The organism is Rhizobium sp. WYCCWR 11152, from assembly GCF_013087615.1.
Taxonomy (GTDB): domain Bacteria; phylum Pseudomonadota; class Alphaproteobacteria; order Rhizobiales; family Rhizobiaceae; genus Rhizobium; species Rhizobium indicum.
This window is the reverse complement of record NZ_JABFCP010000003.1, coordinates 343,449-370,371: the sequence shown is the minus strand read 5'-3', so window position 1 is coordinate 370,371 and position 26,923 is coordinate 343,449. Positions and strand designations below refer to the sequence as shown.

16 protein-coding genes are annotated in these 26,923 nt (G+C 62.9%); 5 read left to right on the top strand and 11 right to left on the bottom strand.

The annotated features are described in order from the left end of the window. From G9X67_RS04140 to G9X67_RS04125, 4 genes are all read right to left on the bottom strand, one after another. Entirely contained in the window at positions 1-2,526 is a 2,526-nt protein-coding gene (locus G9X67_RS04140; RefSeq protein ID WP_171598160.1) for a heavy metal translocating P-type ATPase, read from the bottom strand. 106 nt (positions 2,527-2,632) lie between these two features. Next, positions 2,633-5,242 (bottom strand): malto-oligosyltrehalose synthase, encoded by a 2,610-nt coding sequence (treY, locus tag G9X67_RS04135; protein WP_171598159.1) that lies wholly within the window; start codon positions 5,240-5,242, stop codon positions 2,633-2,635. Between the two features lie 102 nt (positions 5,243-5,344). Continuing rightward, entirely contained in the window at positions 5,345-7,423 is a 2,079-nt protein-coding gene (gene pbpC, locus G9X67_RS04130; RefSeq protein ID WP_171598158.1) for a penicillin-binding protein 1C, read from the bottom strand. Next, positions 7,420-12,888, bottom strand: a complete 5,469-nt coding sequence (locus tag G9X67_RS04125; RefSeq protein WP_171598157.1) for an alpha-2-macroglobulin family protein — start codon at positions 12,886-12,888, stop codon at positions 7,420-7,422. Before G9X67_RS04125 ends, pbpC begins: the two co-directional genes overlap by 4 nt. 199 nt (positions 12,889-13,087) lie before the next feature. Between G9X67_RS04125 and msrA the strand changes: the two genes are divergently transcribed. Further along, positions 13,088-13,792: a peptide-methionine (S)-S-oxide reductase MsrA gene (msrA, locus tag G9X67_RS04120; RefSeq protein WP_171598156.1), complete on the top strand. Its 705-nt coding sequence runs from the start codon at positions 13,088-13,090 to the stop codon at positions 13,790-13,792. 66 nt (positions 13,793-13,858) lie between these two features. Here msrA and G9X67_RS04115 read toward each other — a convergent pair whose 3' ends face one another. Then, positions 13,859-14,398 (bottom strand): L,D-transpeptidase family protein, encoded by a 540-nt coding sequence (locus G9X67_RS04115; protein ID WP_138331553.1) that lies wholly within the window; start codon positions 14,396-14,398, stop codon positions 13,859-13,861. A 282-nt stretch (positions 14,399-14,680) separates the two neighbouring features. Here G9X67_RS04115 and G9X67_RS04110 point away from each other — a divergent pair, with 282 nt between their 5' ends. Beyond that, positions 14,681-15,121: a response regulator gene (locus tag G9X67_RS04110; RefSeq protein WP_138331554.1), complete on the top strand. Its 441-nt coding sequence runs from the start codon at positions 14,681-14,683 to the stop codon at positions 15,119-15,121. Between the two features lie 29 nt (positions 15,122-15,150). Here G9X67_RS04110 and G9X67_RS04105 read toward each other — a convergent pair whose 3' ends face one another. After that, on the bottom strand, positions 15,151-15,891 hold the full coding sequence (locus G9X67_RS04105) for a TetR/AcrR family transcriptional regulator (RefSeq protein ID WP_138331555.1): 741 nt from the start codon (positions 15,889-15,891) through the stop codon (positions 15,151-15,153). 268 nt (positions 15,892-16,159) lie between these two features. Between G9X67_RS04105 and G9X67_RS04100 the strand changes: the two genes are divergently transcribed. Next, complete coding sequence (locus G9X67_RS04100) at positions 16,160-17,359, top strand: multidrug effflux MFS transporter (RefSeq protein ID WP_138331556.1); 1,200 nt, start codon at positions 16,160-16,162, stop codon at positions 17,357-17,359. A 179-nt stretch (positions 17,360-17,538) separates the two neighbouring features. On the opposite strand, the gene G9X67_RS04095 is transcribed toward G9X67_RS04100, so the two are convergent. From G9X67_RS04095 to G9X67_RS04075, 5 genes are all read right to left on the bottom strand, one after another. After that, the gene (locus G9X67_RS04095) at positions 17,539-18,576 is read right to left on the bottom strand and encodes a LacI family DNA-binding transcriptional regulator (protein ID WP_171598155.1); all 1,038 of its coding nucleotides are present in this window, start codon (positions 18,574-18,576) and stop codon (positions 17,539-17,541) included. A 127-nt stretch (positions 18,577-18,703) separates the two neighbouring features. Further along, on the bottom strand, positions 18,704-19,744 hold the full coding sequence (locus tag G9X67_RS04090) for a LacI family DNA-binding transcriptional regulator (protein WP_171598154.1): 1,041 nt from the start codon (positions 19,742-19,744) through the stop codon (positions 18,704-18,706). A gap of 212 nt (positions 19,745-19,956) precedes the next feature. After that, the gene (locus G9X67_RS04085; protein ID WP_138389802.1) at positions 19,957-20,256 is read right to left on the bottom strand and encodes a hypothetical protein; all 300 of its coding nucleotides are present in this window, start codon (positions 20,254-20,256) and stop codon (positions 19,957-19,959) included. Positions 20,257-20,467: 211 nt separating this feature from the next. After that, on the bottom strand, positions 20,468-22,366 hold the full coding sequence (locus G9X67_RS04080) for an ABC transporter ATP-binding protein (RefSeq protein ID WP_171598153.1): 1,899 nt from the start codon (positions 22,364-22,366) through the stop codon (positions 20,468-20,470). 92 nt (positions 22,367-22,458) lie between these two features. Further along, positions 22,459-24,420 carry an ABC transporter ATP-binding protein gene (locus G9X67_RS04075; protein WP_171598152.1) on the bottom strand — a complete coding sequence of 654 codons (1,962 nt, stop codon included), beginning with the start codon at positions 24,418-24,420 and terminating at the stop codon, positions 22,459-22,461. Positions 24,421-24,542: 122 nt separating this feature from the next. Here G9X67_RS04075 and G9X67_RS04070 point away from each other — a divergent pair, with 122 nt between their 5' ends. Continuing rightward, positions 24,543-25,160 carry an NAD(P)H-dependent oxidoreductase gene (locus tag G9X67_RS04070; protein ID WP_171598151.1) on the top strand — a complete coding sequence of 206 codons (618 nt, stop codon included), beginning with the start codon at positions 24,543-24,545 and terminating at the stop codon, positions 25,158-25,160. A 353-nt stretch (positions 25,161-25,513) separates the two neighbouring features. Beyond that, positions 25,514-26,920 carry an FAD/NAD(P)-binding protein gene (locus G9X67_RS04065; protein WP_171598150.1) on the top strand — a complete coding sequence of 469 codons (1,407 nt, stop codon included), beginning with the start codon at positions 25,514-25,516 and terminating at the stop codon, positions 26,918-26,920. Positions 26,921-26,923 lie beyond the last annotated feature (3 nt).

Here is a 26,923-nt window from a genome sequence, read left to right as displayed (position 1 = left end):
CTATAATTTTGCAAAGCGCAGTCTGAGCGCATTGGCAATGACCGAAACGGACGAGAGGCTCATCGCTGCCGCGGCGATCATCGGCGAAAGCAGCAGGCCGAAGATCGGATAGAGCAGGCCGGCCGCGATCGGCACGCCGAGCGCATTATAGCCGAAGGCGAAGCCGAGATTCTGGCGGATGTTTTTCATCGTCGCCTCCGCCAGTCGCCGCGCCCTGACGATGCCGTTCAGATCGCCCTTTACCAATGTGATGCCGGCGCTTTCCATCGCGACGTCGGCGCCGGTACCCATGGCAATGCCGACATCGGCGGCGGCAAGCGCCGGCGCGTCGTTGACGCCGTCACCGGCCATGGCGATGATGGCGCCCTTGGCGCGCAACTCGTCGATCAGCTCCTTCTTGCCTTCCGGGAGCAGATCGGCGCGCACCTCGTCGATGCCGAGACTTTTCGCCACCGCACGCGCCGTGCGCTCGTTGTCACCGGTCGCCATGATGATCTTCAATCCGCTCTCATGCAGTGCCTTGATGGCGGCTGCTGTCGTCGGCTTGATGCGGTCGGCAACGGCGACGAGACCGGCAAGCGCGCCGTCGAACACCACGAACATCACCGTCTTGCCGTCGCCGCGCAGGGCTTCGGTCTTCTCGGCAAGTGCTGCCGGATCGATGCCAAGATCGGCGAGCATTGCCGCATTGCCGAGCGCTACCGTCGTGCCGCCGGCACGGCCCTGAACGCCCTTGCCGGTCTTTGCCTCGAAACCGGTGACTTCCAGGAAAGGGACGCCGCGCTCCTTTGCGCCGGACACGATCGCTTCGGCCAGCGGATGTTCCGAGCCGCGCTCCAGGCTTGCCGCCAGCAACAGCAGTCTGTTTTCCTCGACTCCGCCGAAGGCGACGATATCGGTAAGCTTCGGCTTGCCTTCAGTCAGCGTGCCGGTCTTGTCGACCATCAGCGTGTCGACCTTGGAAAAACGCTCCAGCGCTTCGGCGTCCTTGATCAGCACGCCTTCCTGCGCGCCGCGCCCGGTCGCGATCATGATCGACATCGGCGTTGCAAGGCCGAGCGCACAGGGGCAGGCGATGATGAGAACGGCGACGGCGGCAAGCAGGCCATTCGCCATGCGCGGCTCCGGCCCGATCGCGGCCCAGACGAGGAAGGCAAGGACGGCGGCGGCGATCACCGCCGGCACGAAGACGGCCGACACCCGGTCGACCGCACTCTGGATCGGCGCCCGCGAGCGTTGCGCCTTGGCGACCATGTCGACGATGCGCGACAGCACCATGTCGGCGCCGACTTTCTCGGCGGCCATGACGAAGGTGCCGTTCTTGTTGATCGTGCCGCCGGTCAGCGGGTCGCCCTTCGACTTCTCCAGGGGCAGGGGCTCACCAGTGATCATCGATTCGTCGACGGTCGACTGGCCTTCGAGGATGGAGCCGTCCACCGGCACCCGCTCGCCGGGGCGCACGCGCAGCCGGTCACCAGTCTGGATATCGTCCACCGGCACGTCGCTCTCGCTACCCTCGGCATCGATGCGCCGCGCCGTCTTCGGCGCAAGGTCGAGCAATGCGCGGATTGCCGAGCCGGTGCGTTCGCGGGCTTTCAATTCCAGCACCTGGCCGACGAAGACGAGCGCGACGATGACGGCGGCCGCCTCGAAATAGACGGGCACGGCCGCACCATGGCCATGGAAGCTCATCGGGAAGATGCCGGGCGCAAGCGTGGCGACGACGCTGTAGACATAGGCGGTGCCGACGCCGAGACCGATCAGCGTCCACATATTCGGGCTGCGGTTGACGACAGACGCCCATGCGCGGCGGAAGAAGGGCAGGGCCGCCCAGAGCACCACCGGTGTTGCCAGCAGCAGTTCGATGAATGTCGCCTGCGGCTCGCCGATCGCGTCCCGCAGCGGCAGGCCAAACATCGGTCCCATGCTCAGCGCCAACAGCGGCACGGCGAGAATGGCGCTGACCCAGAGCCGCCTGACGAAATCGACGAGTTCCAGGTTCGGGCCTTCATCAGCAGGCGGAATGCCCATCGGCTCCAGCGCCATGCCGCATTTCGGGCAGTCGCCGGGACGGTCGCTGACGACTTCGGGATGCATCGGGCAGGTATAGAGCGTGCCCGTCGGCGCCGGCTTTGCCGGTGGGCGCTTGCCGTCGCGATAGGCTGACGGGTCGGCTTCGAACTTCGCGTGGCAGGCGGCCGAGCAGAAATAGAATTTTTCGCCGTCGACTTTCAGAAAGTGTTTCGCCGTCGAGCGATCGACGGTCATGCCGCAGACGGGGTCCTTCGCTGTCAGATAATCCTCAGGTGCAGCCGCAAACTTCGTCCGGCAGCCCTCGGAGCAGAAATGATGGATGCGGCCGTCATGGTCGAGCGAGGGTTTGCCGGCCTGCGGATCGACCGTCATGCCGCAGACAGGATCACGGATCATGGCGCTTACTGCCTTCTCCTGTTCATGGCCGCAATGGCAATGATTATCGCCATCGGCGTGGCTGTGATGGTGATCGTGTTCGTGCTTGATATCCATGACTATCTCCTGTGCCCGGAGGGCGCTTGGATAGTCTTATCAACCTTCCAGCGACTGGAAGGTCAAGAACTATTTTCATGGGCGAGATTTTTACGGCGGCTGATCCTCAGATCGGGGTGATCAGCCCGACCGGCTGGCTCCCGAGCAGGCTGGCGACCGAAATGCTTCCCCCGGGCTCGATCGTCTTTCCGGTCACCAGATCCGCCTTCAGACCGTGAAGCGGGGAGGGGACGGCAATCGCTGTATCCTCCCAGAATTCCGGACCGGCAAAGAGCACGCCCGGATCGAGCCAGCCGAACATCAGCCGCGGCGCCGCGATGATGGCGAAATCACCCTTATGCACCCGGGCAAAAGCAAGCACATGGTCGCGCCGGCTGCCCGTCACCTTCAGCGGCAGATAGTCGCCTCCAGCAAAGAGCTCTGCCTGCCGCTGGCGCAGCTGCAGGCCGATCCAGACGAGGCGCTGCTTCAGCGCCGCCGCCGGCAGCTTGGCGATCGGCCCGGCTTCATCAAGCCAGGCCGTCAGCCGCAGATGATCGACCGGCCGGCGGTTGTCGGGATCGACGAGGCTGAAATCGAAACCCTCCGCACCCTGGTAGATATCGGGAATGCCGGGGGCCGTCAGCTTGAGCAGCGTCTGCGACAGGCTGTTGAGGTAACCCGCCGCGATGAAAGGCTGCAGCACCCTTTCGAAATCCTCGAGGAAGACGTCGTTGTCAGGCGAGACCAGCGCCGCAGCATAGGTGGTGACCGCTTCCTCGTATGCTGCATCCTGCTCTGTCCAGCCGCTGCGCAGTTTCGCCTCTCGCACCGCCTTGACCGCATAATCGGTAAAGCGTTCGCGGAGTTCTTCGGTCTGTCCCCGGTCGAAATCCTCCGGCCAGATGCCGGCCAGCGCCTGATAGAGCATCCATTCGACATTGGGTTCCGGCGCTATGCCATCCGGCCGATCCTTTAGCCACGGCCGGTTCATCTCACGCCACCGCTCGACCGCCTGGGCAAAAACATCGGCGCCCTCGCTCAGGGCATAAAGCCTTGCGCGCGCATCCTCGCCGCGTTTGGTGTCGTGGGTGGCGCTTGCCGAAAGCCCATGCGGCTGCAGCCTGGCCCGCTCGGCCATGCGGCGGTGGAATTCTTCCGGGCCGCCAGGCGCCTTGCCCGGTTCGCCGCCGACTTCGTTTGCGGCAAGCAGCCTGTTATAGCGGTAAAACAACGTGTCTTCCGTCGCCTTCGCCATCACCGGTCCACTCAATTGCTGGAAGCGGATACGGAAGTCGTGGGCCGGGTCACCTTCGACCTTGCCTTCTAGAAGCGTCAGCACATGGTCGCATGCACGCCGATCGTCGAGCCGCTCCATGGCTTGCGAGGCGGTCGCCGCAAGCACCGCTGAATCCTGCCAGGAAAGCGGGCCGCCGTCGCCATAGGTGCGGTAGACCGGAAAGGCGATCAGCAACTCGCTGAGCGCAGTGGCGATCTCGTCTCTTTTCACCTCGGGAAAGATGCCGGCCGCGATCGACACCAGCCTGTCGGTCTCGCCGGCGAAATTGCGCTCGACCATCAGTCGCTTGGCAATCCGCCGGCTCTCCTCGAGATCACCCGTCTCGCCGGCGATGCTGCGATAGGCATCGTCCAAAATGCGCAGACCGCCGGCGTCGATGAACAGCTCGCTGAGCGCGGCGATGAATTCATATCCCGTGGTGCCGGCGACCGGCCAGCTCTCCGGCAGGACCTCGCTGGCCCCGAGGATCTTTTCGACGACGATATAGGTGTCCGGTCCGGCCGCCTCCCGCAACCTGTCGAGGTAGGCCTTAGGCTCGGCGAGCCCGTCGACATGGTCGATGCGCAGACCCTGGACCTTGCCATGGCGCACCAGCTCGATCACCAGCCGGTGCATGTCCTCGAACACGGGGGGATCTTCGACGCGGATGCCGACCAGTCCGGTCACCTCGAAAAAGCGTCGATAGCTCAGATGTCGTGCCGCCTCCTTCCAATGGGTCAGCCGCCAATGCTGCCCCTCATGCAGGCTTCTGGCGAAATCGCGATCGGCCGAGACGTCATCGAGCTTCTGCCGGAGGGCTGCCCGGTCGCCGCCTTCAAAGAGGATATCGCGCATCGCGCGGTTGAAGTTCTCGCCGGAGGTGACGGCCGCAGCTTCCGCCATTCTGGTGGCAACCGGATCGTCGAGCCGGTTTGCGATCGCTCCGTAACTGCCGGGGTTCAGCGGCAACAGCGTTTCGAAATAACCGAAGGCGAAATTGCCATGCGTTTCGTCGAGCGCGACGCGCAGTTCGCCGTTGGCTAGTGCTCCCTCGAAATCCTGGCCGAGCTGCGGCAGCGTCAGCGGTTCGCTCCAGTCGATGTCGAAGTGGCCGGAATAGGCGCTTTGCCGGCCAAATGTCAGCACGTCGCGCCACCAGCCGTTTTCCGGCGAGGCCGCCATGTGGTTCGGGACGATGTCGAGGATCAGCCCGATGCCCGCGGAGGCAAGACTTTCCGTCAGCCGGTCGAATCCGGCTCGGCCGCCGAGCACCGGGTCGATTTCGTTGGCGTCGGTGACGTCATAGCCGTGGGTCGAGCCGCTGACGGCGGTGAAGATCGGAGAGGCGTAGAGGTGGCTGATGCCAAGCGTCTTGAGGTAGGGGACGAGGCCGCAGGCGCGATCGAAGGTCATGCCGTTGCGGAATTGTATCCGGTAGGTCGCTGTCGGAAGTGTCATGGGGCCGTCTGACGTTGGAAGGAGATTGTCCCCAACGGTTGCAGCGCGGCTTTGTTCCCTTACCGCGCCGCGTGTCTTTTCAGACGCGCAAAGAACGATGCTTTAGTCGATGAAAACGCCGACGCTTGCGGCGCGTCCGGCCGAGTCGATGACGGTCAGTTTGGAGTAGCCGCCGCCATCGGGCAGCCATTGCTGGATGCGCCGGCGGGAGAGGTCGGGCAGCGGCTTGCCGTTGGCAAGCCAGCGGAAGGGCGCGCGGCCGCCCTGGAGCTTCAGCATCAGCGGTGACACGTTGCCTTTTCCTGCGCCGAGATCGACATGCGCGCCCTCGGGTGGATAGATGATCTGCGGCGCGGCCTCGCGGCCGGAGGCGAGCAGCCCGCTGGCATTGAGGGCGAAACGCCGCTGGCTGATCGGCAGCTCGGACTGGGCGATGCGCACGGCGCCCGCGGGCGGGCGGGGCAGGGGCGTCGTCGCGATGCCGGATTTGGCGAAACCTTCAAACAGGATGGGCGCGGCGGTGCCATAACCTGTCAATCCCGGCACGGCGCTATTGTCGGGCCGCCCGACCCAGACGCCGAGCACAAAGCGGCCATCATAGCCGACCGACCAGGCGTCGCGATAGCCGTAACTCGTGCCGGTCTTGTAGGCGATGCCGCGTTGCGGGGCGCCGGCGGGGGGAATGACGCCGGAGAGAATATCGGCGACGTTCCAGACCGCGACCGGCTCCAGCAGCGGTTCGCCTTCGAGTTTTCCCGGCGCTCCGGTGACGCCGTCGCCGAGCCTTGCCGGCTGGCCGCGATTGGCGAGCGCCGTATAGAGTTGCACCAGATCCTTCAGGGTGATGCCGACGCCGCCAAGACCGATCGCAAGCCCCGGCGTCTCATTTGGCGGCAGGACGGGGCGTACCTCGGCGCGGCGGAAGCGGACCATCAGCCGCGACGGCCCGACGGCATCGAGCAGCTTGACGGCCGGCACGTTCAACGAAAGCTGCAGCGCCTCGCGCACGGTAACGTCGCCCTGATAGCTCATGTCAAAATTGCGCGGCCGGTAGCCGAAGAAATCGGCGGGCCGGTCTTCGATGATCGTCTCCTGGGACACCAGGCCCTGTTCGAAGGCGAGCCCGTAGATGAAGGGCTTCAGGGTCGAGCCCGGCGAGCGATTGACGCGCGTCATGTCGATCCAGCCGGAACGGCTGGCGTCGAAATAGTCGGCCGAGCCGACCTCGCCGACGATCGCGCCGGTTTGCGCATCCGCCATCACCATGGCAAGCGAGAGCTTCGGCCCGAGCTTCATGGCCGCTGCCCGCGCAACCGCCTCCAGCCCTTGCTGCACCTGTTTCTTCAGCGTCGTCTGATGCTTGAGAACCGTCGGCTCCTTGCGCAGCGCCGCTTCAGCGACATGGGCGGCAAGTGCGGGCAACTGCATGCGCCGCGGTGGGACCGCGATACCCTCGGCCCGCTCCGCTTCGCCGTCGCCAACGGCTCTAGCGACCGCGACGCGGTCGAGCACACGCTTGCGTGCGGTCTCGGCTGCCTTGAGATTGCGGTCCGGCCGGCGCCGTTCCGGCAATTGCGGCAGGGCGACGAGCAGCGCCGCCTCGGCGACCGTCAGGCGTCGCGGCTCCTTGCCGAAATAGGCAAGGCTGGCGGCGCGCACGCCTTCCAGATTGCCGCCATAGGGCGCATGCGTCAGATAAAGGTCGAGGATCTCTTCCTTCGACAGCCGCCGCTCGATCTGCACGGCGCGCACCAATTGCAAGAGCTTTGCCGAAAGCGAGCGCCCTTCGCGCGGTTCGATCAGCCGCGCCACCTGCATGGACAGCGTCGAGGCGCCGGAGACGATGCGGCCGTTGCTGACCAATTGCACGGCAGCGCGCCCGAGCGCCCAGGGGTCGATGCCACCGTGGTCATAGAAACGCTGATCCTCATAGGCGATCAGCATGCGCAGGAATTGCGGATCGACCTCGGGAACCGTGGTCTTCAGCCGCCAGCGGCCTTCCGATGTCGCAAAGGCACGCAGCAATTGCCCATCGGCATCCAGCACTTCGGCCGACACGGCATTCGCCCTGGCGAGTGGCGGCGGAAAGGCCCTGTCGGCGGCATCGAGCGCAAAGAGAGCCGCGCCGGCAAGAATGATGCCGGCAGCCGACCCGATCGCAAACTTGTGCCGCCGCCTCATTGTTGCGCCGTCACGACCTCCATCTTGCCTGTTGCCGTGCGGGCCGAAAGCTCCGGCCGGTACATATCCTCGACATTTGCGGCCGGATGGTCGTAGGTGCCGGGGGTGACGGCGCGCACGACATAGGCGACGTTGAATTCGCGGTTGTCGCCTGTCGCGCGGTTGAAGGCGGCGACGAAGCGGTCGTAGCGGAATTCGGTATGGGCAGCGGAGATCTCGCCGATCCAGTCGAAATTCGTCATCTGGGCGCTGTCGACGAGATTTGGATTGTCGATCTCGAAGCCGGCGGGCAGAAGGTCGGTGATGACGATGCGCGACGGCCAGTCATTGGTTTCGCGCACATGGATGACGACGACGTAGCGTTCGTTCTGCTTCGCCTCGCTGACATTCGCCTGCTCGCCGTCGAGCGTGTAATAGGTCCGCTCGATGATGAAGCCGTCGCCGCCGGCCGGGAGCGGCACTGTCGGGGCGGCAACGGTGGTGACCACGGCCGAAACCGTGTCGTTTGTCTGGTTGGTCAGTGTCAGCGGATGGTCGGCGAGCGCATCGCCGGTCATGCGTGCCATGTAGGCACCAGTGTGTGCGGCGCCATTGACATCGACCTTCAGGCCATCGTCACCGCCCTGGATGGCGCGCGCGGCAAGCAGCATCCAGGTTTCTTCCTGCGTGCTCTTGTATTTGCTGCGCTCCCATTCCTTGCCGACCGCCTTTGCGAGTTCCGGGATGACAGGCGGGACCGGCCGGCTTTCGGCAGCAAGCGCCAAGATCGCCGCGCCGTCGCGCAGGATCGTGCCGTAATCGGTGCGCGACAGGTTCACGCGTGACACCATCGACTGCTCCGACATTTGCAGCGCGTCGAGGAAAATGGTCTTCGAACGCTGCGCATCGCCGTAGAGCGCCAGCGCGGCGGCGATATGCGCCTTGGCGAGCGGCGTCGGGAAGTCGTTGATCATCGTATCGGCATAGTAGCGCAGATCGCTGATCGCAGCCTTCTTGTTGCGGGCAAGGACGTAGATGGCATAGGCGATCTGGTCGCCCTGGCCCTTGATGTCGGTGGTGTAGGACAGCGTGTTCTGCAGGTTTTCGAGCGCCTGCACGAAAGCCCTTTCCGGTACGTCATATTTCATTTCGCGGGCCCGCGTCAGGAAATCGGTGACGTAGGAATCGAGCCAGACATCGCCCGAATCCGGTCCCCAGAGGCCGAAGCTGCCGGCCGAGGCCTGATAGGAAAGCACGCGGTAGATCGCATCCTGCACGCGCTTCTGCACGTCCTCGTCGTTTTCCATGCCCGCCTGCTTCGCCACTTCGGCGAGATAGAGCAGCGGCAGCGCCCGGCTGGTGGTCTGCTCGGCGCATCCCAAGGGATAGCGGTCGAGCGTCATCAGCAGGGCTGGGATATCGAAGGCGGCCGAACGGGTGACGTTGACGCTGATCGAGGCGCCGGGCAGCACGCTGTCGGCAAGCAAGTTCTTGTCGACGGTGAGTTTTGCCCCCGGCTTCAGCGCCAGCACCCTGCGTTCGGTGATCGGCAAGGAGGCCGGGCGCACCGGCACGTCGACCGTCTGGTCGAGCGAAAGGCCGGAGGCGTCGGAGAGGTTGATCGAGACGCTGCCGGCGCCCGGCTGTTTGCCGATGAGCGAAAGCGTCAGCTCGGATTTCGCGCCGTCCTCGAGGCGGATTGTCTGCGAGGCGGACGCTTCTTCGATGCCGACCGCGTCATTGCCGGTCAGCTGCAGCTTGTAGTCGCCGGCCGGCGCATCGGTATTGGCGATGTCGAGGCGCAGATTGGCCTGGTCGCCGGGGGAGAGGAACTTCGGCAGGCTCGCGGTTACCACAACAGGATCGCGGATGATGACGTCCTTGACGCCGTGGCCGACGCCTGATTTCGACCAGGCGACCGCCATGACGCGCGCCGTGCCGTTGAACTGCGGAATGTCGAAGGAGACATTGGCCTTGCCTTCGGCGTCGAGCTTCACGGGCCCGGAGAAGAAGGCGACGAGCTTCTGCGTCGGCGGGCTTGCCTGCAGCGCGATGGCGCCGCCATCGCCGCCGGTCCGGAGCTTGCCGGTCGCACCCAGCGAGCCGTCGATCAGGCGGCCATAGAGGTCGCGGATTTCGAGGCCGAGCTGGCGCTGGCCGAAATACCAGTCCTCCGGGTTCGGCGGTTCGTAGCGCGTCAGGTTGAGAATGCCGACATCGACGGCAGCAACCGTCACATAGGCATCCTCGTTGGCGCCGGCGCCCGCCACCTGCAGGCCAATGTTCAGTGGTCCGCGCGGCAGCATCTTTTCGGGCGTGTCGAGCGTCACCTGCAGCGCGCGCTGTTCGGGATCGACTTTCAGCCATTTGATGCCGATCGAGCGCATCGGCATGTGGCTGTCCTGGGCGTCGCCAGGGCGGAAGAGCGTGGCGGTCACATAAGCACCGGCACCCCAGTCCGATGTAACGGGGATGTCGACCTCACCGCCGGTCTCGCCGATCGTGGCGTTCTGTACGGCAACCAGCTTTTCGGTTCCTGATGTCACCATCAGCTCGCCGCCGTAGCGCGAGGTGACTTTCAGCTTGGCCGTTTCGCCGATCTTGTAGCTGTCCTTGTCGAGGGCGATTTCCAGCCCGTCGGGCGTTTCGGTCGAGGTCGAACTCACGAACCAGCCGGCGTCGAATTCGACGCTGGAGGTCGGGCCGTCGGCATCGGGGCTTTCCACTTCGAGGCGATAGCGGCCCCAGGTCACCGGCACGGAGATCTTGCCGCCGTCCATCGTCGCGTCGACGCTGCCGTTGGAGACCTGCTCGGCAGTGTAGACCGGCTCGTATTTCCAGGCCGTTCCTTCGCGATACCATTGGTATTGCCGGTTGAGGCTATAGAATTTCCAGCGCAGGCCCTTCGCCTCCTGCTTCTGTCCATCGGCCTTGACGCCGATCACCGTGAAGTTGGCGATCGAGTTCTCCGGCAACTCGTCGGAAAATTCCGGCTTGATGCCGATCGATGCGCCCTGATTTTTCACCGGAATGGTCAAAGTGCGCTCGATGGCCCGGCCGCCCGCCTCCTGCATGCGCATATAGACGGTGGCGTTCAGCAGTTGCGTCGTTGCCGGCAGTTCGCTGATGGTGAGATCCGTCGAGGCTTCGCCGTTCTCGTCGAGTTCCGGCAGGCCGTCGATCGGCTGGCGCGAATCCTCGCTCGCTTCTTCGTCGGCAAGCCCGAAGAAGAAGCCCTTATAGGCCGCACTCTCACGCGTCGGCTTGACGACGACGTCGCCTTCGAGCGTCAGGCCGGCGGCCGGGGCGCCGTAGAGATATTTGCCCGAAACGGTAATCGTCGCCGGCGTGTCCGGACCGACTTCCTTGGCCTCGGTCTTGATCTCCATGTCGGTGCGATCGGGGACGAAATCGTCGACGAGGAAACTCTTGGTGGCGATCGCGCTGCCCTTGGGATCGGTATAGATGTTCATCGTCCAGGTGCCACGCATAGCGTTTTCCTGGGTCGGGAAATCGACGGTATAGCCGCCGAGATTGCTGGTCTGGCTGACGATCCGCCGGTCCTCGACACCGTCAGGGCGGCTGAAGATGAAGGTGAGAGGCAGGTTCTCGATGGCGTTGCCATCGGTGTCGCGGGCGAGCGCCTGCGCATGCACCGTCTCGCCGGCGCGGTAGATGCCGCGTTCGGTAAACGTCAGCACGTCGATCGCGCCGGGTGCTGCACGACCGGTCACGCCGCGGTCGGAAAGGTCGAAGCCGGCGCGCGTCATGTCGAGGAAGACGTAGTCCGAGGTGCCGTTCCTGGCGGCAATGACGGCGGGCGTCAGCGCCGCCGTGCCGCGGATCAGCCCGGCGGTGAAGGTGGCGCGGCCGTTTTCGTCGGTCGTCGCAGTGCCGAGCACTTCGTTGTTCTTGGCAAGCAGCTGCAGCTCGACGCCTGCGATCGGCTTGGCCGAAGCGAGCGAGCGGGTGAAGACGTTGAGCCCGTCCGTGCCGGCATAGGTGGTGACGCCGATATCGGAGACCAGGAACCATTGCGTCGCCTGCGAATTCCACTCCTGCGCTGGGCCGTTTGCCGCCGTTGCGGTCATCACATAGATGCCGGGCTTGCGCTCGGGCAGCGCCTCGTCGACCGGGAAGCTGGTGACGATGTCCTTGTTGAGCTCGTTGGCGATGTCGATCGAGCCCTGCCAGACAAGTTCGCCGCTCTGATCCTGGATGTTCTGGGCGCTGTAGCCGTCGAGCTGGCTCAGGAACTGCGAATTGGTCAGCAGCGGTGCAATGGCGCGATCGCCGATGCGGTAGAGTTTGAGGTTGGCCGAGGTCATGTTGACCGAAACGATCGGGATGCCGCGGCGCGCCGTTGACGGCAGCACGAAGCTGTCGCCGGTGAAACGCACCATCTGGCTGCGGTCCTTGATATAGACGTCGATGCTGACAGGTGCTTCGAGCACCTCGTCGACTGATGACGGCAGCCCGGTGCGGAAGCCGATCTTATAGGTCTGGCCGTGCGTCAACCCTTCGACGCAGATCTGCTTGTTCTTGGTTTCGAGTGCCTTCGGCGCTTCGCCGTTCAGCGTCACGAAAGGTGTGTAGTCCGTGGTTTTGACCAGCGCCTCGGAGAAGGTGACGCAGGCGCGTGGCGTGGCGCTGTCGGCATCGACAGTATGTTCGGTGACGCGGAAGCCTTGCGTCGATTTCAGCTGCAGGTAGGCGGCCTGCACATCCTTGGCACCGACAAGCGCCAGGCTCGCCTTGTAGGCGTCGAGCGCCGGGCGGTAATTGGCGTTTCGTTCCAGTGCATTGGCGAGTATGGCGAGCGCATCGGCGCGCTTGGCGGTGGTGCGCGTCAGCTCGTAGCCGTTTAGCGCGTCGACTACCGCTTGTCCCGTCGTGCTGCTCTCGGCGCTGCCGAGCGACGCTGCGGCACGAGCGGTTTCGAGCCAGAGATCGGCGTCGTCAGGTGTGATCGACAACGCACCATGGAAGGACTTCAGCGCGTCAGCCAGGTTGTTGGCGGTGAGGTCGAGGCGGGCGTTGGCCGTCAGGCTGTCAACGCCTTGGCCTTGCTGGTCGTCGGCTAGGGTGAGATTGTCCTTGAAGTCGTGGGCCTGCTGGATGAGATCGTTGCTCAGGAAGGTCAGGCGCGGCGCGGCGCCGATGTCCCGTTCCTGCTGGCCGGCCGTTTCGACGATCTTGCCGGCGATGGCGCCGGGGAAAGCGTTCATCGTCTTGAAATCGGATTTGAGGAAGCACCATTTCACCTTGGGATTGTAGGTGAAGGCCTTGCAGCTCTTGTCGCCGATGCAGGAGGTCTTGCACTGATCGAGCGAAACATTCTGTTCCGTGCGAAGATCGAAGCCGAAGAAATCGGCGTCCTTGATCGTCTGGATGTCGCGCTTGTTATCCGCAGCGGCTGCGGGAAAACTGACGGCGATCATGGAAAATGCGATTGTCGCGAATGCAAAGAACGAGCGCACGGACATAGGTTCCCCCCGGAATGCTGGCTCTGACCGGCCGGCACTCTCCTCACTCCACGCGAGATTGTCAACTCGACTCGCGCGCTGTTTCAACTTCGCACAGGCGCTTTCGTCCGGCTGTCACTTCGGCGTGAGTGACCGCCTTGTGATTTGCGGCTTTTGCAAGGATGAGCAAGGATTTGGGTGATCGCAGGAGGTAGCGCAAATGTCCCCGTTTTCCCACCGCAGGAGCCTTGCCGCGCTCCTTGCAGCCACTCTTTTCTCGCTCGGTACGGGTGCCGCAGACGCGGCCGAAGATGCCGTCGTCATCCCGCCGCCAGCCGTCGACGAGGTGGCCGGCTCAGGCACCGAGACTGCCATTTTCGCCGGCGGCTGTTTCTGGGGTGTCCAGGGCGTCTTCCAGCACGTGAAGGGTGTCGAGAGCGCCGTCTCCGGTTATGCAGGCGGCGACGCCAAAACGGCGCAGTACGAGACCGTCAGCACCGGCTCGACAGGCCATGCCGAAGCCGTCCAGGTGAAGTTCGATCCGAAACAGGTGACCTACGGCAAGTTGCTGCAGATCTTCTTCTCTGTGGCGCACAACCCGACGCAGCTGAATTTTCAGGGGCCGGACCGGGGAACGCAGTACCGTTCGGCGCTGTTCGTTGCCGATCCGGAGCAGCGCAAGGTCGCCGAGAGTTATATCAGCCAGCTCGACAAGGCGCATGTCTTCCCGCAGTCGATCGTCACCAAGGTGTCTGAAGGCACAGGCTTCTATCCCGCTGAAGCCTATCATCAGGATTTCCTGACGCTCAATCCGACCTATCCCTATATCGTCTACAACGACCTGCCGAAAATCGAGAACCTGAAGTCGCTGTTTCCCGCCGACTACCGCGGCAAGCCGGTCCTCGTGATGAAGGTCAAGGGCTGATCGATCCTGTCGGTCCTGGGATTGTCGGCTCCGAACACAGGGATGCAATGCGTTCGTCGCAACAGTTCAGGGCATGATGTCTATGGGCGTGTGGTTGGGGACGCGGGCCCAAATATCGCGCATCTCCGAGTTGGTGACCGCAATACACCCATCCGTCCAATCCCACAGTCGATGGGCGTTTGCGAATAGGCCCCAGCCATTGGGAAGCCCGTGGATCATGATATTGCCGCCGGGAGGAAAGCCACCGGCTTCAGCGTTGCGCCGATCATCAGGGCCTGGATATGAAATGTGCAGGCTCAGATGCGCCATGGACTTGGGATTTCGCCAGTCTATTTCATAACGCCCTTCAGGTGTTTTCTCGTCACCTTCTCGTTGCTTGGGACCCTCATCGGCAGCCTGCCCAAGAGAAATCCGGTATGTTGAGATGGGGGTATCCCCTTTGAGAAGGACCATCCGGCGTTCGGCTTTATGAACGCGAATGCTGTCAGCCTGTTGCTCCAACGGCGCATCTGGAGGTGGTGAGCCCGCGCCGATCCTGGCCATCAATTTCGTGTAAGCGAACAAGCTGACGACCACGGCGGCTAAAATGACAAATTTGCTTCTCAACCTGATCCTCATCTTCGAGCTCACAGAATGGCTAATACCGCCTTACCGCGTCCCCATCCAGAAGGCGCGCAGTTGAGACTGAGCACGATCGGGTGCCGCCTTTTTTCTTCATGTTCTTTATTCTTAAGAATTTGTCAACGTTAACAATATCTTAAATACAAGAAACGGCGTTCCACCGCGGAACATATCGTCGACTTGCCCGTTACTGCCATGAGTTTCGCGTCGGATAGACTGCCGGAGCGGATACCTCTTTCGAGTTATGCGTAACCAAGGGGACGTATCATGGCCACCAATGTCGTGCGGCGCTGGCAACGAGATGATCTCATGAAACAGAGAGTATTGATCGTCGAAGATGAATTCCTGATCGCCCTCGATCTTGAGGCGACGGTGGAAGGCATGGGGATGCAGGTTGCGGGCCTTGCGAATGATCGCGAACAGGCGCTGCGGCTGGCGCCGCTTGCCGACATTGCTTTTGTCGATGTCAATCTCGCCGACGGCCCGACCGGGCCTGAGATCGGCCGGCGGCTGGCGCAGGAGCATGGCATTGCCGTCGTCTTCATGACCGGCAATCCCGAAGTGGTGGCTGACGGCGTCAAGGGCGCGGTCGGCGTGGTCCAGAAGCCGGTCATGCCTTCGGTTGTCGAACAGCTGGTGAAATACCTTGCCGCGCGCCGTGTCGGCATGTTTGCGGTCGTACCCTCACAAATGACGGTCTTTACCTGATCGGACGGGGCCCGATCGTAAGGGCCTGATCAGCCGGATATGGCTGCGAGCTGCGGCGGATGACCGGCCTTTTCCGCCTCCGGCCTGCCATAGGCCTTGAGAAAGGTATGGACGGCGTTACGCGCCGCGTTTTCCAGTTCTTCGTCGGTGGGCGTGCCGCCGAGCAGGATCATCATCTGCAGATCGGCATTGCCGAGCGCCACGAACTGCCTCGCGGCGACGTCGAAATCATCGATGGCGAGCGCGCCCTTATGGGCAAGCCGTCCGAAAAGCGCGGACAGTGCGGTGGTCAGCTTGCCCGGCCCCTGCTGGCGCCAGCTTTCGAAGAGGTGCGGATATCGCTCGCCCTCGGTCTGCACCAGCTTGCGCAGGAATTTTCCATCGTGGTTGCAGATGCAGTTCTTGTTGAGGCGCACGGCGAAGGCCGTCAGATCGTCTTCCAGATTGTCGGCACGATCCGGGAAGGTCGACAGCACGGAGAAGAGCATGGCGTTGGCGCGGTTCATGACGTCTTCGACGACGGCGACGAACAGCGTTTCCTTCTCGCGATAGTGATTGTAAATCGTCTGGCGCGAGACACAGGCAACGGCGGCGATCTCGTCGATGCTGGCGCCGGCAAAACCCTGGCGGCAGAATACGTCTGCCGCGGCATCGAGGATCGACATGCGCTTGGCGCATTGTCCGCGCTGCGTATGCCCCGTCATCCGGACTGCCGGTGTCATGCGATCTTTCATGAGAGCGAAGATAAGACGTCTTGACGTTTTAGACAATGGCGTCTAATTTTACATACGTGTCCAAATTTGTTGACACTCCTGGTTCCGCCGCTGAGATATGAGCTCCCAACTTCGTCTTTGCGCGAACGATCATCATTGAGCCCGCGCATCGCCGAAAATCGGAACCGATTTTCGGAAAGCACGTGCGTAGATTTAAAGTGTTGGAGCGTCCTTGTGCGTCCGAGAGGACGCACGGCGCTCTCAGAGCAATGTCGCGGAGCGACGATCCGGTATTTCCGCTGCGCTTTTATGAAAGATCACCATTATGACGGCTCCCTTCTTTCGCATTGCCCTCATTCTCGGCCTTCTGTCGGCCATCGGGCCTTTCGCCATCGACATGTATCTGCCTGCGCTGCCGTCCATCGGCCAGGACCTGCATGCCGATAACAACGTCACCCAGCTTACCCTTCTTGCCTTCTTCATCTCCTTTGCGCTCGCCCAGCTCGTCTATGGTCCGCTGTCGGATATGTGGGGCCGCAAGCTGCCGCTCTATCTCGGCATCGGCCTTTTCGCCGTCGCCTCGATCGGCTGTGCGCTGGCGACCGATATCGAAACGCTGATCGCCTTCCGTTTCGTTCAGGGTATCGGCGGTGCCGCCGGCATGGTCATTCCGCGCGCCATCGTTCGCGACATGCATACCGGCGTGCAGGCCGCCCGCCTGATGTCGCTGTTAATGCTGGTCTTCTCGATCTCGCCGATCCTGGCGCCGCTGACCGGCAGCGCCGTCATCGAGTTCTACGGCTGGCGCGGCGTATTCTGGGCCGTGACGATCGCCGCCTTCATCGGCCTCGTCCTGCTTGCCACCCAGCTTGACGAAACCCGTTCGGCGACCGAACGCAGCGGCAGCGGTTTGAAAAGCGCCATGGCGGCCTACCGCCTGCTGCTTGCCGACCGCAATTTCCTGACGCTGACCTTCATCGGCGGCCTCGGCATTTCGAGCTTCCTGGTCTATCTCGCCAACTCGCCTTTCGTGCTGATTCAGCATTACGGGCTGACGCCGACGCAATACAGCTTCGCCTTCTCGATCAACGCCGTGTCGTTTTTCGCGGTATCGCAGGCGACGGGCTGGCTCGGCGAGCGTTTCGGCCTCGTGCGCGTCATGCGGATTGCGGTCAGCGCTTTTGCCCTTGCCATGGTCGTCATGGCGGTGGTGATGGCCGCGGGCTTCAACCAGCTTCCTGTCCTGGCGACCTTCCTGTTCATCGGCTACGGCTTCCTCGGTCTCGTCATCCCGACGAGCGCGGTGCTCGCGCTTGAGGATCACGGCGAGATCGCCGGCACCGCCTCGTCGATGATGGGCACGCTGCATTTCGTGATCGCTGCCGTCGCCATGGTCATATCGAGCATCTTCTTCGACGGCACAGCCGTTCCGATGGCCGCCGGCATCGCACTCTGCGCCTTCGCAGCCTTCGTGCTGACCCAGGCAACGATCGGCCGCCGCGCCATTGTTGCCGCTGCTGAATAGTCAACCACAGGCCGCACCCGGTTCCCCAGGTGCGGCCACATGACTGGTCGTGGCCTCGGAGAAAATGCAACGCGGGTGCAGGGGCTGCGGCGGGCCTTGCTGCCATCAATTCGGTCGGAAATCTCGGCGGCTCCTAGCCGGGTCTGATCAAGCCGCTAAAAGTATCTACGCGGCGGGCTTCAGGCCGTCAGCGTGAAAGCGTCGCTTTCGCCTGGAACGAGTTCCAGCGGCCAGATCCTGTTTCGGGCGCCCTGCGGATAGTGATCGGCATAGGCCGGCATGGTGGCGAGCAGGGTTTCGCCGAGCTGCGCGCCGAGATCGCGTAGCGACATGCGGAAGGATGTCAGCGTCGGCTGCAGGAAATGCGTGCGCGGCTCCTCGCGGAAACCGACGACGGCGAGGTCGCGGCCGGGCACGATGCCCGCCTCGGCAAGCCGGCGATAAAGCCCGATCGCCATCAGTTCGTGGATCAGGATGATCGCCGTCGGCCGCTCCTCGATCATCAGCAATTCGTGGCCGGCCTGGTAACCGCCCTGTTCGCTCGACTTGACCCGGATGACGAGGGTCGGGTCGAAGGCAATACCGTGCCGTTGCAGCGCCTGGCGGTAGGCGTCGAGGAAGAGGTAACCGAGATTGATGTCGGAGGAGGGGGCGGCCACCGCGATCCGCCGGTGGCCTTTGGCGACCAGTCGGTCGACGCCGCGCGCCGCCACGCCCTCGAAATCGAGGTCCATCCAGGTGTAGCTGCCGCCCGACGCGCTGCGGCCAAGCGCCACGAAGGGGATGCGGGCCTTTTCCAGAAGCTCGATGCGCCTATCGGTGCGCCGTGTCGCCGAGATGATCAGCGCGTCGACAAGCCGGCGCGCCACCATGCGCTTCAGATATTCATGCGGGTCCTCGTCATCGGGGCAGGGCAGCATGACGAGATCGAGCTTGTGGCGGGAAAAGACGCTCTGTAGCCCGTCGGTGACGCCAAGGAAAAAGTCGTCGCTGTTTTCGACCGTCTCGCGGCTCACTTCAAGCATCAGCCCGATGACGTTGGTCATGCCCTGGCGAAGGCTGCGGCCCGATTGGTTGGCGACGTAACCGAGCTCTTCGGCGGCGGCGAGTACGCGCCGACGTGTCTCGTCATTGACGTCGGGCTTGCCGTTCAGCGCACGGGACACCGTTCCGATCGAAATGTCGAGATGCTCGGCGAGCTGGCGAATTCCCTTCATCTGCGGCGATCTTCCTCCCCAATGCATGTCGCCCAAAACTGTGCAGCGCTTTTGGGATAACGACATGCGTCAAACCGTCAGCCCTTCTTGCCACAGGATGGCGCCTGCGAAAAGACAGAGGGAGGGGTCAGAGTCTGAAGCTCTGGCGGATGACGAGCTCCGGAATGACGCGTTCGTAACCCGGAGGCAAGTCCGGGTTTTCAAGCCGCCGCTCCATCAGTTCGACGGCGCGCTGCGCCATGGTCAGCGGGTCCTGGCGGAAGGTGGTCAGCTGATAGCTCAGCCAGGAGGATTCCGGCACGTCGTCGAAGCCGATGACGGCGACATCCTCGGGGATGCGCAGTCGCGCTTCGAGGCGCACGACATCCATCAGTCCGAAAGCGATCTGATCGTTGGCGCAGAAGATGGCGTCGGGCTTTATTGTCTCCGAAAAGAGCGCGCGTGCGGCGGTGACGCCGCCGTCATAGTCAGAATCGCCGCCACGTCCGACGACGACGGAGACACCGAGCGACTCGGCTGTCGACAGGAATGCGCTTTCGCGCTCGATGATAGCAGGCGTTCCGGTGTTGGAGCCGATGACCGCCAGCCGCCGTCTGCCGTTTTCGTAAAAGGCCGTCGCCGCCTTGCGGGAGGCCTCGGAGTTGCCGGCGCGCACATGGTCGGCGTCGGGTTCCGAACGGCCGATCACCACAAGCGGTTGGCCATTTCGCTGCGCGAGCTCGAAGAAACTCGCCGGCGGCGAGCCGGACAGGATGATGATCGCCTCGGCACGGTGGCCGATCAGCATCTTCTGGGCGGCGAGCAGCTCGTCTTCCGTCTGGCCGGTGTTGATGAGAATCGGGATGCTGCCGCGTTTGATCAGGCATTTGGCAAGCGCTGCGGCCAGATGCGCGCGAAAACCCACTTCCGGCCGGGTCGCAACGATGCCGACAAGGCGGCTCTGGTTGGCAAGCACGCCGCGCGCCAGGTCGTTGACATGGTAGCCAAGTTCTTCAGCCGCCCGCAGCACCTTTTCGCGCGTTGCAGGCGCCACGCTGGTGCCCGGCGTGAAGGTACGCGAGACGGCTGAGCGCGAAACGCCCGCCAATTGCGCCACCTGCTCGGCGCTGACGAAGCGCATGCGTTCTTTCTTTGGCGTCTTGTCGCCGTTCACTGGACCATCATTCATCGGCTTTCAGCTATTGATCGTCTCTAACAGCCGGATGACAGGCGGCCGAGGCAGCCAGAAATTTTTGCTGTGGGGAGTAACTGCGAACCAACTGATTGGCCAAGCAAAGAAAAACCGAGGCTGCCGGATGCAGCCTCGGTTGATGGGCGAAAATCAGCGGCGACGACGTATGATCAGATCCGCGCCGCCATAGGGAAGGCCAAGTCTGCCCGTTATTCGCAGACGCGTACAGTTTCGGCATGATAGCCGCCGTCGTAGCGGTTGCGGACATCGCGGTCCTCATACCAGCATCTCGGCGCGGGTTCGACATAGCGAGGACCATCGACATAGCGAGGGCCGCCGCCATTGGCGATTGCGCCGCCAATTAGCCCGCCAACAACACCTGCGGCAACGCCGCCGGCGATAATTCGACCGGTGTTATCGTGGTGATGGCGATCACGCGCCGCAGCGGGCTGAATGGCCAATCCAACAAGGGCCGTTGCGATCAACAGGCTGCTGGTAACTCTCTTCATAATATTCTCCTCAGTGGCACTCGCCCCGGATAAAAGGGAAATGCGGCAGCAAGTCGTCGGTTCGTTCAAACTTTGCGACAGGCGTTAATGCATGTCGCCTGAGATTAGAGCGCCGTGCGTCCTCACGGACGCACAAAGGTCGCTCTAACACCTTCAATCCGCGAATCGTGCTTTCCGAAAATCGATTCCGATTTTCGGAAAGCACGATGCGCTAGGTCGCCGACTCCGCTGTCGTCGTCTCTTCCAGCACGTCTTCGGGAATGTCGTCGAAGGAGGAGTAGTTCAAATTGTAGAGCTTGGAATAGAGCTTGCCATTCTTCATCAGCTGGCGGTGGTCGCCGCTTTCGATGATTTCGCCGTTCTGCAGCACGATGATGCGGTCCGCCTCACGGATCGTCGCGAGGCGATGGGCGATGACGAGGCCGGTGCGGTTTTCGAGTAGCTTCACCAGCGCCTTCTGGATCAGCATCTCGGTATAGCTGTCGATATTGGCCGTCGCCTCGTCGAGCACGAGGATCTTCGCATCCGCCACCAAGGCACGGGCAAAGCTCAAAAGCTGGCGCTGGCCGAGCGAAAGGTTGCCGCCGCGCTCGCCGAGGACACTATCGTAACCATCGGGCAGGCGCATCACGAAATCATGCGCGCCGACCGCTTTGGCGGCCTCGATCACCTGTTCGCGCGTCGCCTCCAGCTTGTGGTAGCGGATGTTTTCGAAGACGGTGCCGGTGAAGAGGAAGGGTTCCTGCAGCACCATGGCGATCTGCGCTCCGAGCGAATCCTGCGTCAGATCACGCACATCGTCGCCGCCGACCAGCACCTGGCCCTGCTGCACGTCGTAGAAGCGATGGATCAGCGACATGCAGCTCGATTTGCCGGACCCAGTCGGCCCGACCAGCGCTACCGTCTCGCCGGGATTGACCTTGAAGCTGACGTGCTTCAGCACCGGGTGTTTCGGATTGTAGCCGAAGACGACGTCCTTGAATTCCACCGATCCGTCCATGTCGCGCGACAAGGCTTTGGCGTCGGGCGCGTCCTTGATGTCGACAGGCACGTCGAGCACTTCGGTCAGCCGCTGGCCGGACGCCATGGCGCGCTGCATCACCGAATATTGCAGGGTCAGCGAACGGATCGGGTCGAAGAAGCGCTGGATGTAGAACAGGAAGGCGACGAGCACGCCGACATCGAGCGCCTGATTGAGAACGCGCGCGCCGCCGACGACGATGACGAGCGCCATCGCCACGCCGGTCAGGCTGTCGACGATCGGCACCATCACCTGCGCATAGCGCGCCGCCGTCAGATGCGTCTTGAGGTTGGCATGCGCCTTGTCGTCGTAGAGCGTGAAGTTGACGCCCTGCCTGTCCATGCTCTGGACGGCGCGCACGCCATGGATCGCTTCTGCAAGCGCACCGTTCGCGACCGAATTGGTCTCGTGCGCGGCCATGAAGGATTTGCGGGCCAGCGGCAGCCAGAACAGCCGGACGATGAACAGCACCGGCAGCACCGAGAGCGTCAGCAGCCCCAATTTGAAATCGAGATAGAGCATCACGAAGACGATGCCGAAGAGCAGCACGATGTCGCCGACTGACAGCACCGAGGTTTCGAGGAATTCCTGCATCGAGTTGACGTCGCCCTGCAGGCGCGACATCAACCGGCCGACTTCGGTCTTGTCCATGAAGGACAGCGAGACGCGCTGGAGATGCGAAAACATCGCCTTGCGGATATCGAAGAGCACGTCCTCGGCCACGCCGCCGACCAGCGTCTCCTGCGCATAGCTTGCCGCATAGTTGATGAGGATGGCAATCGTGAAGGCGACGATCGACCACACCAGGGCCGAATGGTTGCCGCCCGGCGACATGCCGTGGTCGATGGCATAGCGGATGATCAGCGGGATGGTGAGCTGCATCATCGTGAAGGTCAGAACGGCGACGACTGACCACAGGACCTGGCGGCGATAGGGGTGAACGAAAACCCAGATGCGCTTGACGATATTGCCGTCGAAGGCCTTGCCAAACATCTCCTCCTCGACGCGATGCGAACCGACCACCGCCCGCGGCGGGCGGCGTCCATCCTCGCGAACGTCGGGACGCTCGGTTTCCAGTTCCTCGGCCATGCCATTCCTCCCGCGGCCATCACGTCCGGTGGCCTGCATAGTCATTGCTTGTCCGCTCTTCTCCCTGGTGGGCAGAAGAACGGAATTCATTGCTAGGCGCTCAAGACCTCGTCGCCCGGCCGCACCTGCAGGTCGTAGAGCGCCTTGTAGCGCCCGCCGAGCGAAAGCAGCGCTTCATGCGTTCCGCGCTCGACGATCCGGCCGTCTTCGACGAACAGGATCTGGTCGGCATGCATCAGCGAGCTCAGGCGGTGGGCGACGATGATTGTCACCCGGTCGGCGGCATAGCGGCGCATGGCGCCGCGGATGCGCTGTTCGGTGGCGGCGTCGATAGCCGCTGTCGAATCGTCGAACACCATCACCGCCGGTTTCAACATCAGCGCGCGGGCGATCGAAAGACGCTGCCGCTGGCCGCCGGACAGCGAAACGCCGCGCTCGCCGACGACGGTGCCGTAGCCTATTGGCAGGCCAAGCACGTAATTGTGAAGTTGGGCGCTTTCACTGGCGCGCTCGATGCGGCCTTCCTTCGCCCATGGGTCGCCATAGGCGATGTTGTTTTCGATCGTCGTCGTGAACAGGAAGGAATCCTGCTGCACGACGGCAACCGCCCGGCGCAGCGATTGCAGCGTCGCCTTGCGGATGTCCTGACCGTCGATCGTGATCTTGCCGCCGCTGACGTCGTAGAAGCGGGGAATGAGATGGGCGATCGTCGACTTGCCGCTGCCGGGCGGGCCGACGATGCCGATCGTCTGGCCGCGCCTGGCTTCGAAGGAGACATCGTCGAGCACGGTGCGCTTTTCCGAACCGGGATAGGCGAAGCTGACATTCTCGAAGCGCAGCACGCCGTCCGTGACGTTCAGCTCTGTCGCATCCGGCGCATCCTTGATCGCGACGTCGAGGTCGAGAAGGGCAAAGAGGCGCGAGCCGCAGGTGGAGGCGCGGGCAAAGGCATTGACCATCAGGCCGAGCTGGCGCACCGGCATCTGCAGGATGGTCATGAAGGTCAGGAACGAGGCCAGCGTGCCGACGGTGATTTCACCAGACATTACCTTGCCGCCGCCGACCCAGAGCACCAGACCCATCGCAGCGAAGAAGGAGAAGGTCATGGCGCTGGTGTTGGTGACGCGGATGCCGACGCGCTGATGCGCGAGCGCCAGCGCGCTCTTCGACGCCGCCTCGAATTTCGAAATCTCGTGTTCGTGGGCGGCAAAGGCGCGCACGACGCGAATGCCGCCGAGATTTTCCTCCATGATGCGGGTCAGCACCGAAAGCCGCTCCTGCAGGTCGAGCCAGGTGGCGCGTAGCCTGAGCTGCGTCACCGATGAGCGCCAGCCGACGAAGGGCACGAAACTCAGCGCCAGGAGGCCGAGCACGACATCGGTCGACAGCAGCATATAGGCGCCGATGCCGATCAGGGTCGACAGCAGGATCATCCGGACTAGTGCGGTGGAAAAATACATGCGCACGCCTTCGAGATCGAGCAGGCCGACGGTGATCAGGTCGCCGGAATGAACGGTGTCATGAAAGCTGAAGGAGAGCCGCTGGATCTTCTCGTAGCAGGCCAGCCGCAACTCATATCCGATGTGATGGCCGACAGCTTCGCTGTAATAGTTCTGGACCATGGTGAAGAGGCCGCGCAGCACGCTGGCGCCAAGCAGCAACAATGCCGTGGTCAAAAGCGCGTCCTGTGCCAGCAGACCCGCCGCACCACCGCTCATCGCCATCTGCGTATGGTCGACGGCCTGGCCGAGAAGGCGCGGGATCATCAGCTGGAAGGTGGAGGCAACAAGCGTGGCGCCGATTGCAAAGCCGGATTGCCAGGGGTGGCGGAAGGCCATCATGGTGATGCGCACCAATGTGAAGAGGCCTCGGCCCCAGCCTGCCGCAGTTGCAAGCGCCATCGAAGCCGAAGGCTTCGTCGCGCGTGTTAACACATCGCTGCTCACGGTATTTTTTCCAATAGATGTGTGGTCGGACGCTGGCCCGAAAAGACGGCAAATCCATGAAGGGATTGATTGCACCTTCACTTTTGCCGATTCCATTTGGGGGTTCAAGTAAAGAATTCACCAGTTGGTTATTTTTACGTGAGGTCTCCTCGCATCCCGGCGGGAACAATCTGTGGGCGAAGGGGTTGCAGCAGGCGAATGCCAACCGCCGACCGGTGCCGGAGAGACCCATGCCGCTGAAAGCCCTCGCCCTCAACGCCACGCTGAAGAGCAGCGACGCCAAGGAGGCGTCCTCGACCGACCGGATGATCGGTCTTATCGACAAGGCAATGTCCGCACACGGCGTTGTGACCGAAGTGCTCCGCCTTGCCGATTTCAACGTCAAGCCGGGCGTAACCTCCGACGAAGGCCCCGGCGATGATTGGCCTGATATCCGCGCCAAGGTGCTCTCCGCCGATATCCTGCTGATGGCGACGCCGATCTGGCTCGGCCAGCCGTCCAGTGTCTGCAAGCGGGCGCTGGAGCGCATGGACGCCTTCCTCGAGGAAACGGACGAAAATGGCCGTATGGTTTCCTATGGCAGGGTCGCGGCTGTTGCCGTCGTGGGCAATGAGGACGGCGCCCATCATGTATCGGCCGAGCTCTTTCAGGCGCTGAACGACGTCGGCTTCACCATTCCGGCGAATGCGGTCGCCTATTGGGTTGGCGAGGCGATGGGTTCCACCAATTTCGTCGATCTCGACAAGGTGCCGAAGGTCGTGACGAAAGCCGTCGACATGCTGGCGCGCAACACGGCGCATCTTGCGGGCCTGCTGAAGGCAAAACAATATCCGGGCGAGGGCCGCTGAGGTCGCTGGCGATCTGACATTTGCAACGATCAGTTCGCAGTTCGGGGTGCAAAACTCGCCAGACTTCCCACAGGAGAGTTCTAAATTCTAATATATTTCAATATCTTGAAGTGATTTAACAACAAACCTCTTGCCACCTGCGCCATTTAGCGCTTTCATACACTACTAGTTTGATAGACTATGGATGAGCGTGATTGCTCACCTAGTTCTCTTGCGGGGCCGCTGGTTCGGACCCGGATGCCGCGGCAGGTGTTTTGAATGGCCGCATGAACCTCATCAACGCGTGAACCGCTGTTTTATGCGTTGAAACCTCGATCGACCCACGGTGCGGATGAAGCCGCAAAGGAGTTGTGATGACGGTTCAGGGACTCTTTTCCGCCAGAGCCAATGCGGCGGCGCAGATATCAGCCGTACCGCGCATTGCGATCGTCGGGCGCGGCTTTTCCGGCATGATGACGGCTATCGCGCTGATGAAGACGGTGCGCGCGCCCTTCCACCTGCAGCTGTTCGATCCGAATTCGTCGGTCAGCGGTGGGCAGGCGCTGGCCTCAGTCCGTTCCTCGACGATCCTCAACACCCGCGTCCGCGATCTCTCGGTTTCGGTCGGCGACAACGACGATTTCAACGACTGGCTCTGCAGCAATGCCGCCTTCCGCGCCGCCGTGCCGGCCGCCATCCCCGGATTTCGGCAGATCTTCGTGCCGAAGGAGATCTTCAGCGATTATGTCTATCAGCGCTTTTCGGAGGCGCTCGCCGCGCGCAGGGACATCACCGTCCAGGTCTGCAACGATCCGGTGGTGGCGATCCGCAGGAGCCACGGCAACCGCTTCCTGCTCGAAAGCGCCAATCCCGCCAATCCGCTGTTCGATACCGTCATCCTCGCCACCGGCTACGGCCTGACCGCGCCGGATGCCGGCGGTGAGGACGCTTCGCCGGTCCGGGCCCAGCGCCTCGTTGCGCGGCCGCATGCGGTGCTGCTCGGCAGCGGCATCCGCGTCGTCGACCAGCTGCTGCAGCTGCGCGATTCCGGTTATGCCGGCCAGGTGACGATCATTTCCCGGCGCGGCTTCCTGCCCCAGAGCCATACGCCGAATTCCGCCGATCCGGTCTTCCCCGCCGAAGCGCTGCCCCAGAGCCTGCCGGAGATCGTCCGCTTCATCCGTGAAGCCTGTCGCGAGGCCGAGGAAGCGGGACGAAGCTGGCAATCGGTGATGAACGGCCTCAGAAAACATGCCCGCTCGCTCTGGCGCTCGCTGCCGGCGCGCGACAAGCATCAGTTCAACCGCCATCTCAGGGCGATCTATGACAGCCATCGCAACCGCCTGCCGGAAGCCATGCACCTGCGCCTGGGACGCGAACTCGCCGAAGGCCGCACGGTGCTGCGCCGCGGCCGGGCCGGCCGCCGGGGCTTGAGCGGCCTGTTCTTCACACCGGCCGGTTCCGCTGCCGAGGAAGTCATCCATGCCGAGCGCATCTTCGATTGCCGCTGCCAGGCGCCTGATCTTTCAGCACCCTTGATGCAGAGCTTGCTTTCCGCCGGCCTCGCCATGCCGGACGAGCTTTCGCTCGGGCTCGCGGTCAATGCGCGCGGTGAGCCCTTCCTGGAGGATGGTTCGACGGTCGCCGGGCTCTTTGCAGTCGGCCCGCTCGGTCTCGGAAGCCTGCCCGATATCGATCTCGTGCCGGAGATCGTCTCGCAGGCCTATGCCGCTGCCGAGCGGATCAGTGAGAGGTTCTACCCGCAGGTCAAGGCCGTCTGAAAT

Excerpts from the sequence above, each read along its gene's own strand:
- G9X67_RS04140 (WP_171598160.1), bottom strand. The coding sequence starts at position 2,526 with ATGGATATCAAGCACGAACACGATCACCATCACAGCCACGCCGATGGC.
- treY (WP_171598159.1), bottom strand. The coding sequence starts at position 5,242 with ATGACACTTCCGACAGCGACCTACCGGATACAATTCCGCAACGGCATG.
- pbpC (WP_171598158.1), bottom strand. The coding sequence starts at position 7,423 with ATGAGGCGGCGGCACAAGTTTGCGATCGGGTCGGCTGCCGGCATCATT.
- G9X67_RS04125 (WP_171598157.1), bottom strand. The coding sequence starts at position 12,888 with ATGTCCGTGCGCTCGTTCTTTGCATTCGCGACAATCGCATTTTCCATG.
- msrA (WP_171598156.1), top strand. The coding sequence starts at position 13,088 with ATGTCCCCGTTTTCCCACCGCAGGAGCCTTGCCGCGCTCCTTGCAGCC.
- G9X67_RS04110 (WP_138331554.1), top strand. The coding sequence starts at position 14,681 with ATGGCCACCAATGTCGTGCGGCGCTGGCAACGAGATGATCTCATGAAA.
- G9X67_RS04100 (WP_138331556.1), top strand. The coding sequence starts at position 16,160 with ATGACGGCTCCCTTCTTTCGCATTGCCCTCATTCTCGGCCTTCTGTCG.
- G9X67_RS04095 (WP_171598155.1), bottom strand. The coding sequence starts at position 18,576 with ATGAAGGGAATTCGCCAGCTCGCCGAGCATCTCGACATTTCGATCGGA.
- G9X67_RS04090 (WP_171598154.1), bottom strand. The coding sequence starts at position 19,744 with ATGAATGATGGTCCAGTGAACGGCGACAAGACGCCAAAGAAAGAACGC.
- G9X67_RS04085 (WP_138389802.1), bottom strand. The coding sequence starts at position 20,256 with ATGAAGAGAGTTACCAGCAGCCTGTTGATCGCAACGGCCCTTGTTGGA.
- G9X67_RS04080 (WP_171598153.1), bottom strand. The coding sequence starts at position 22,366 with ATGGCCGAGGAACTGGAAACCGAGCGTCCCGACGTTCGCGAGGATGGA.
- G9X67_RS04070 (WP_171598151.1), top strand. The coding sequence starts at position 24,543 with ATGCCGCTGAAAGCCCTCGCCCTCAACGCCACGCTGAAGAGCAGCGAC.
- G9X67_RS04065 (WP_171598150.1), top strand. The coding sequence starts at position 25,514 with ATGACGGTTCAGGGACTCTTTTCCGCCAGAGCCAATGCGGCGGCGCAG.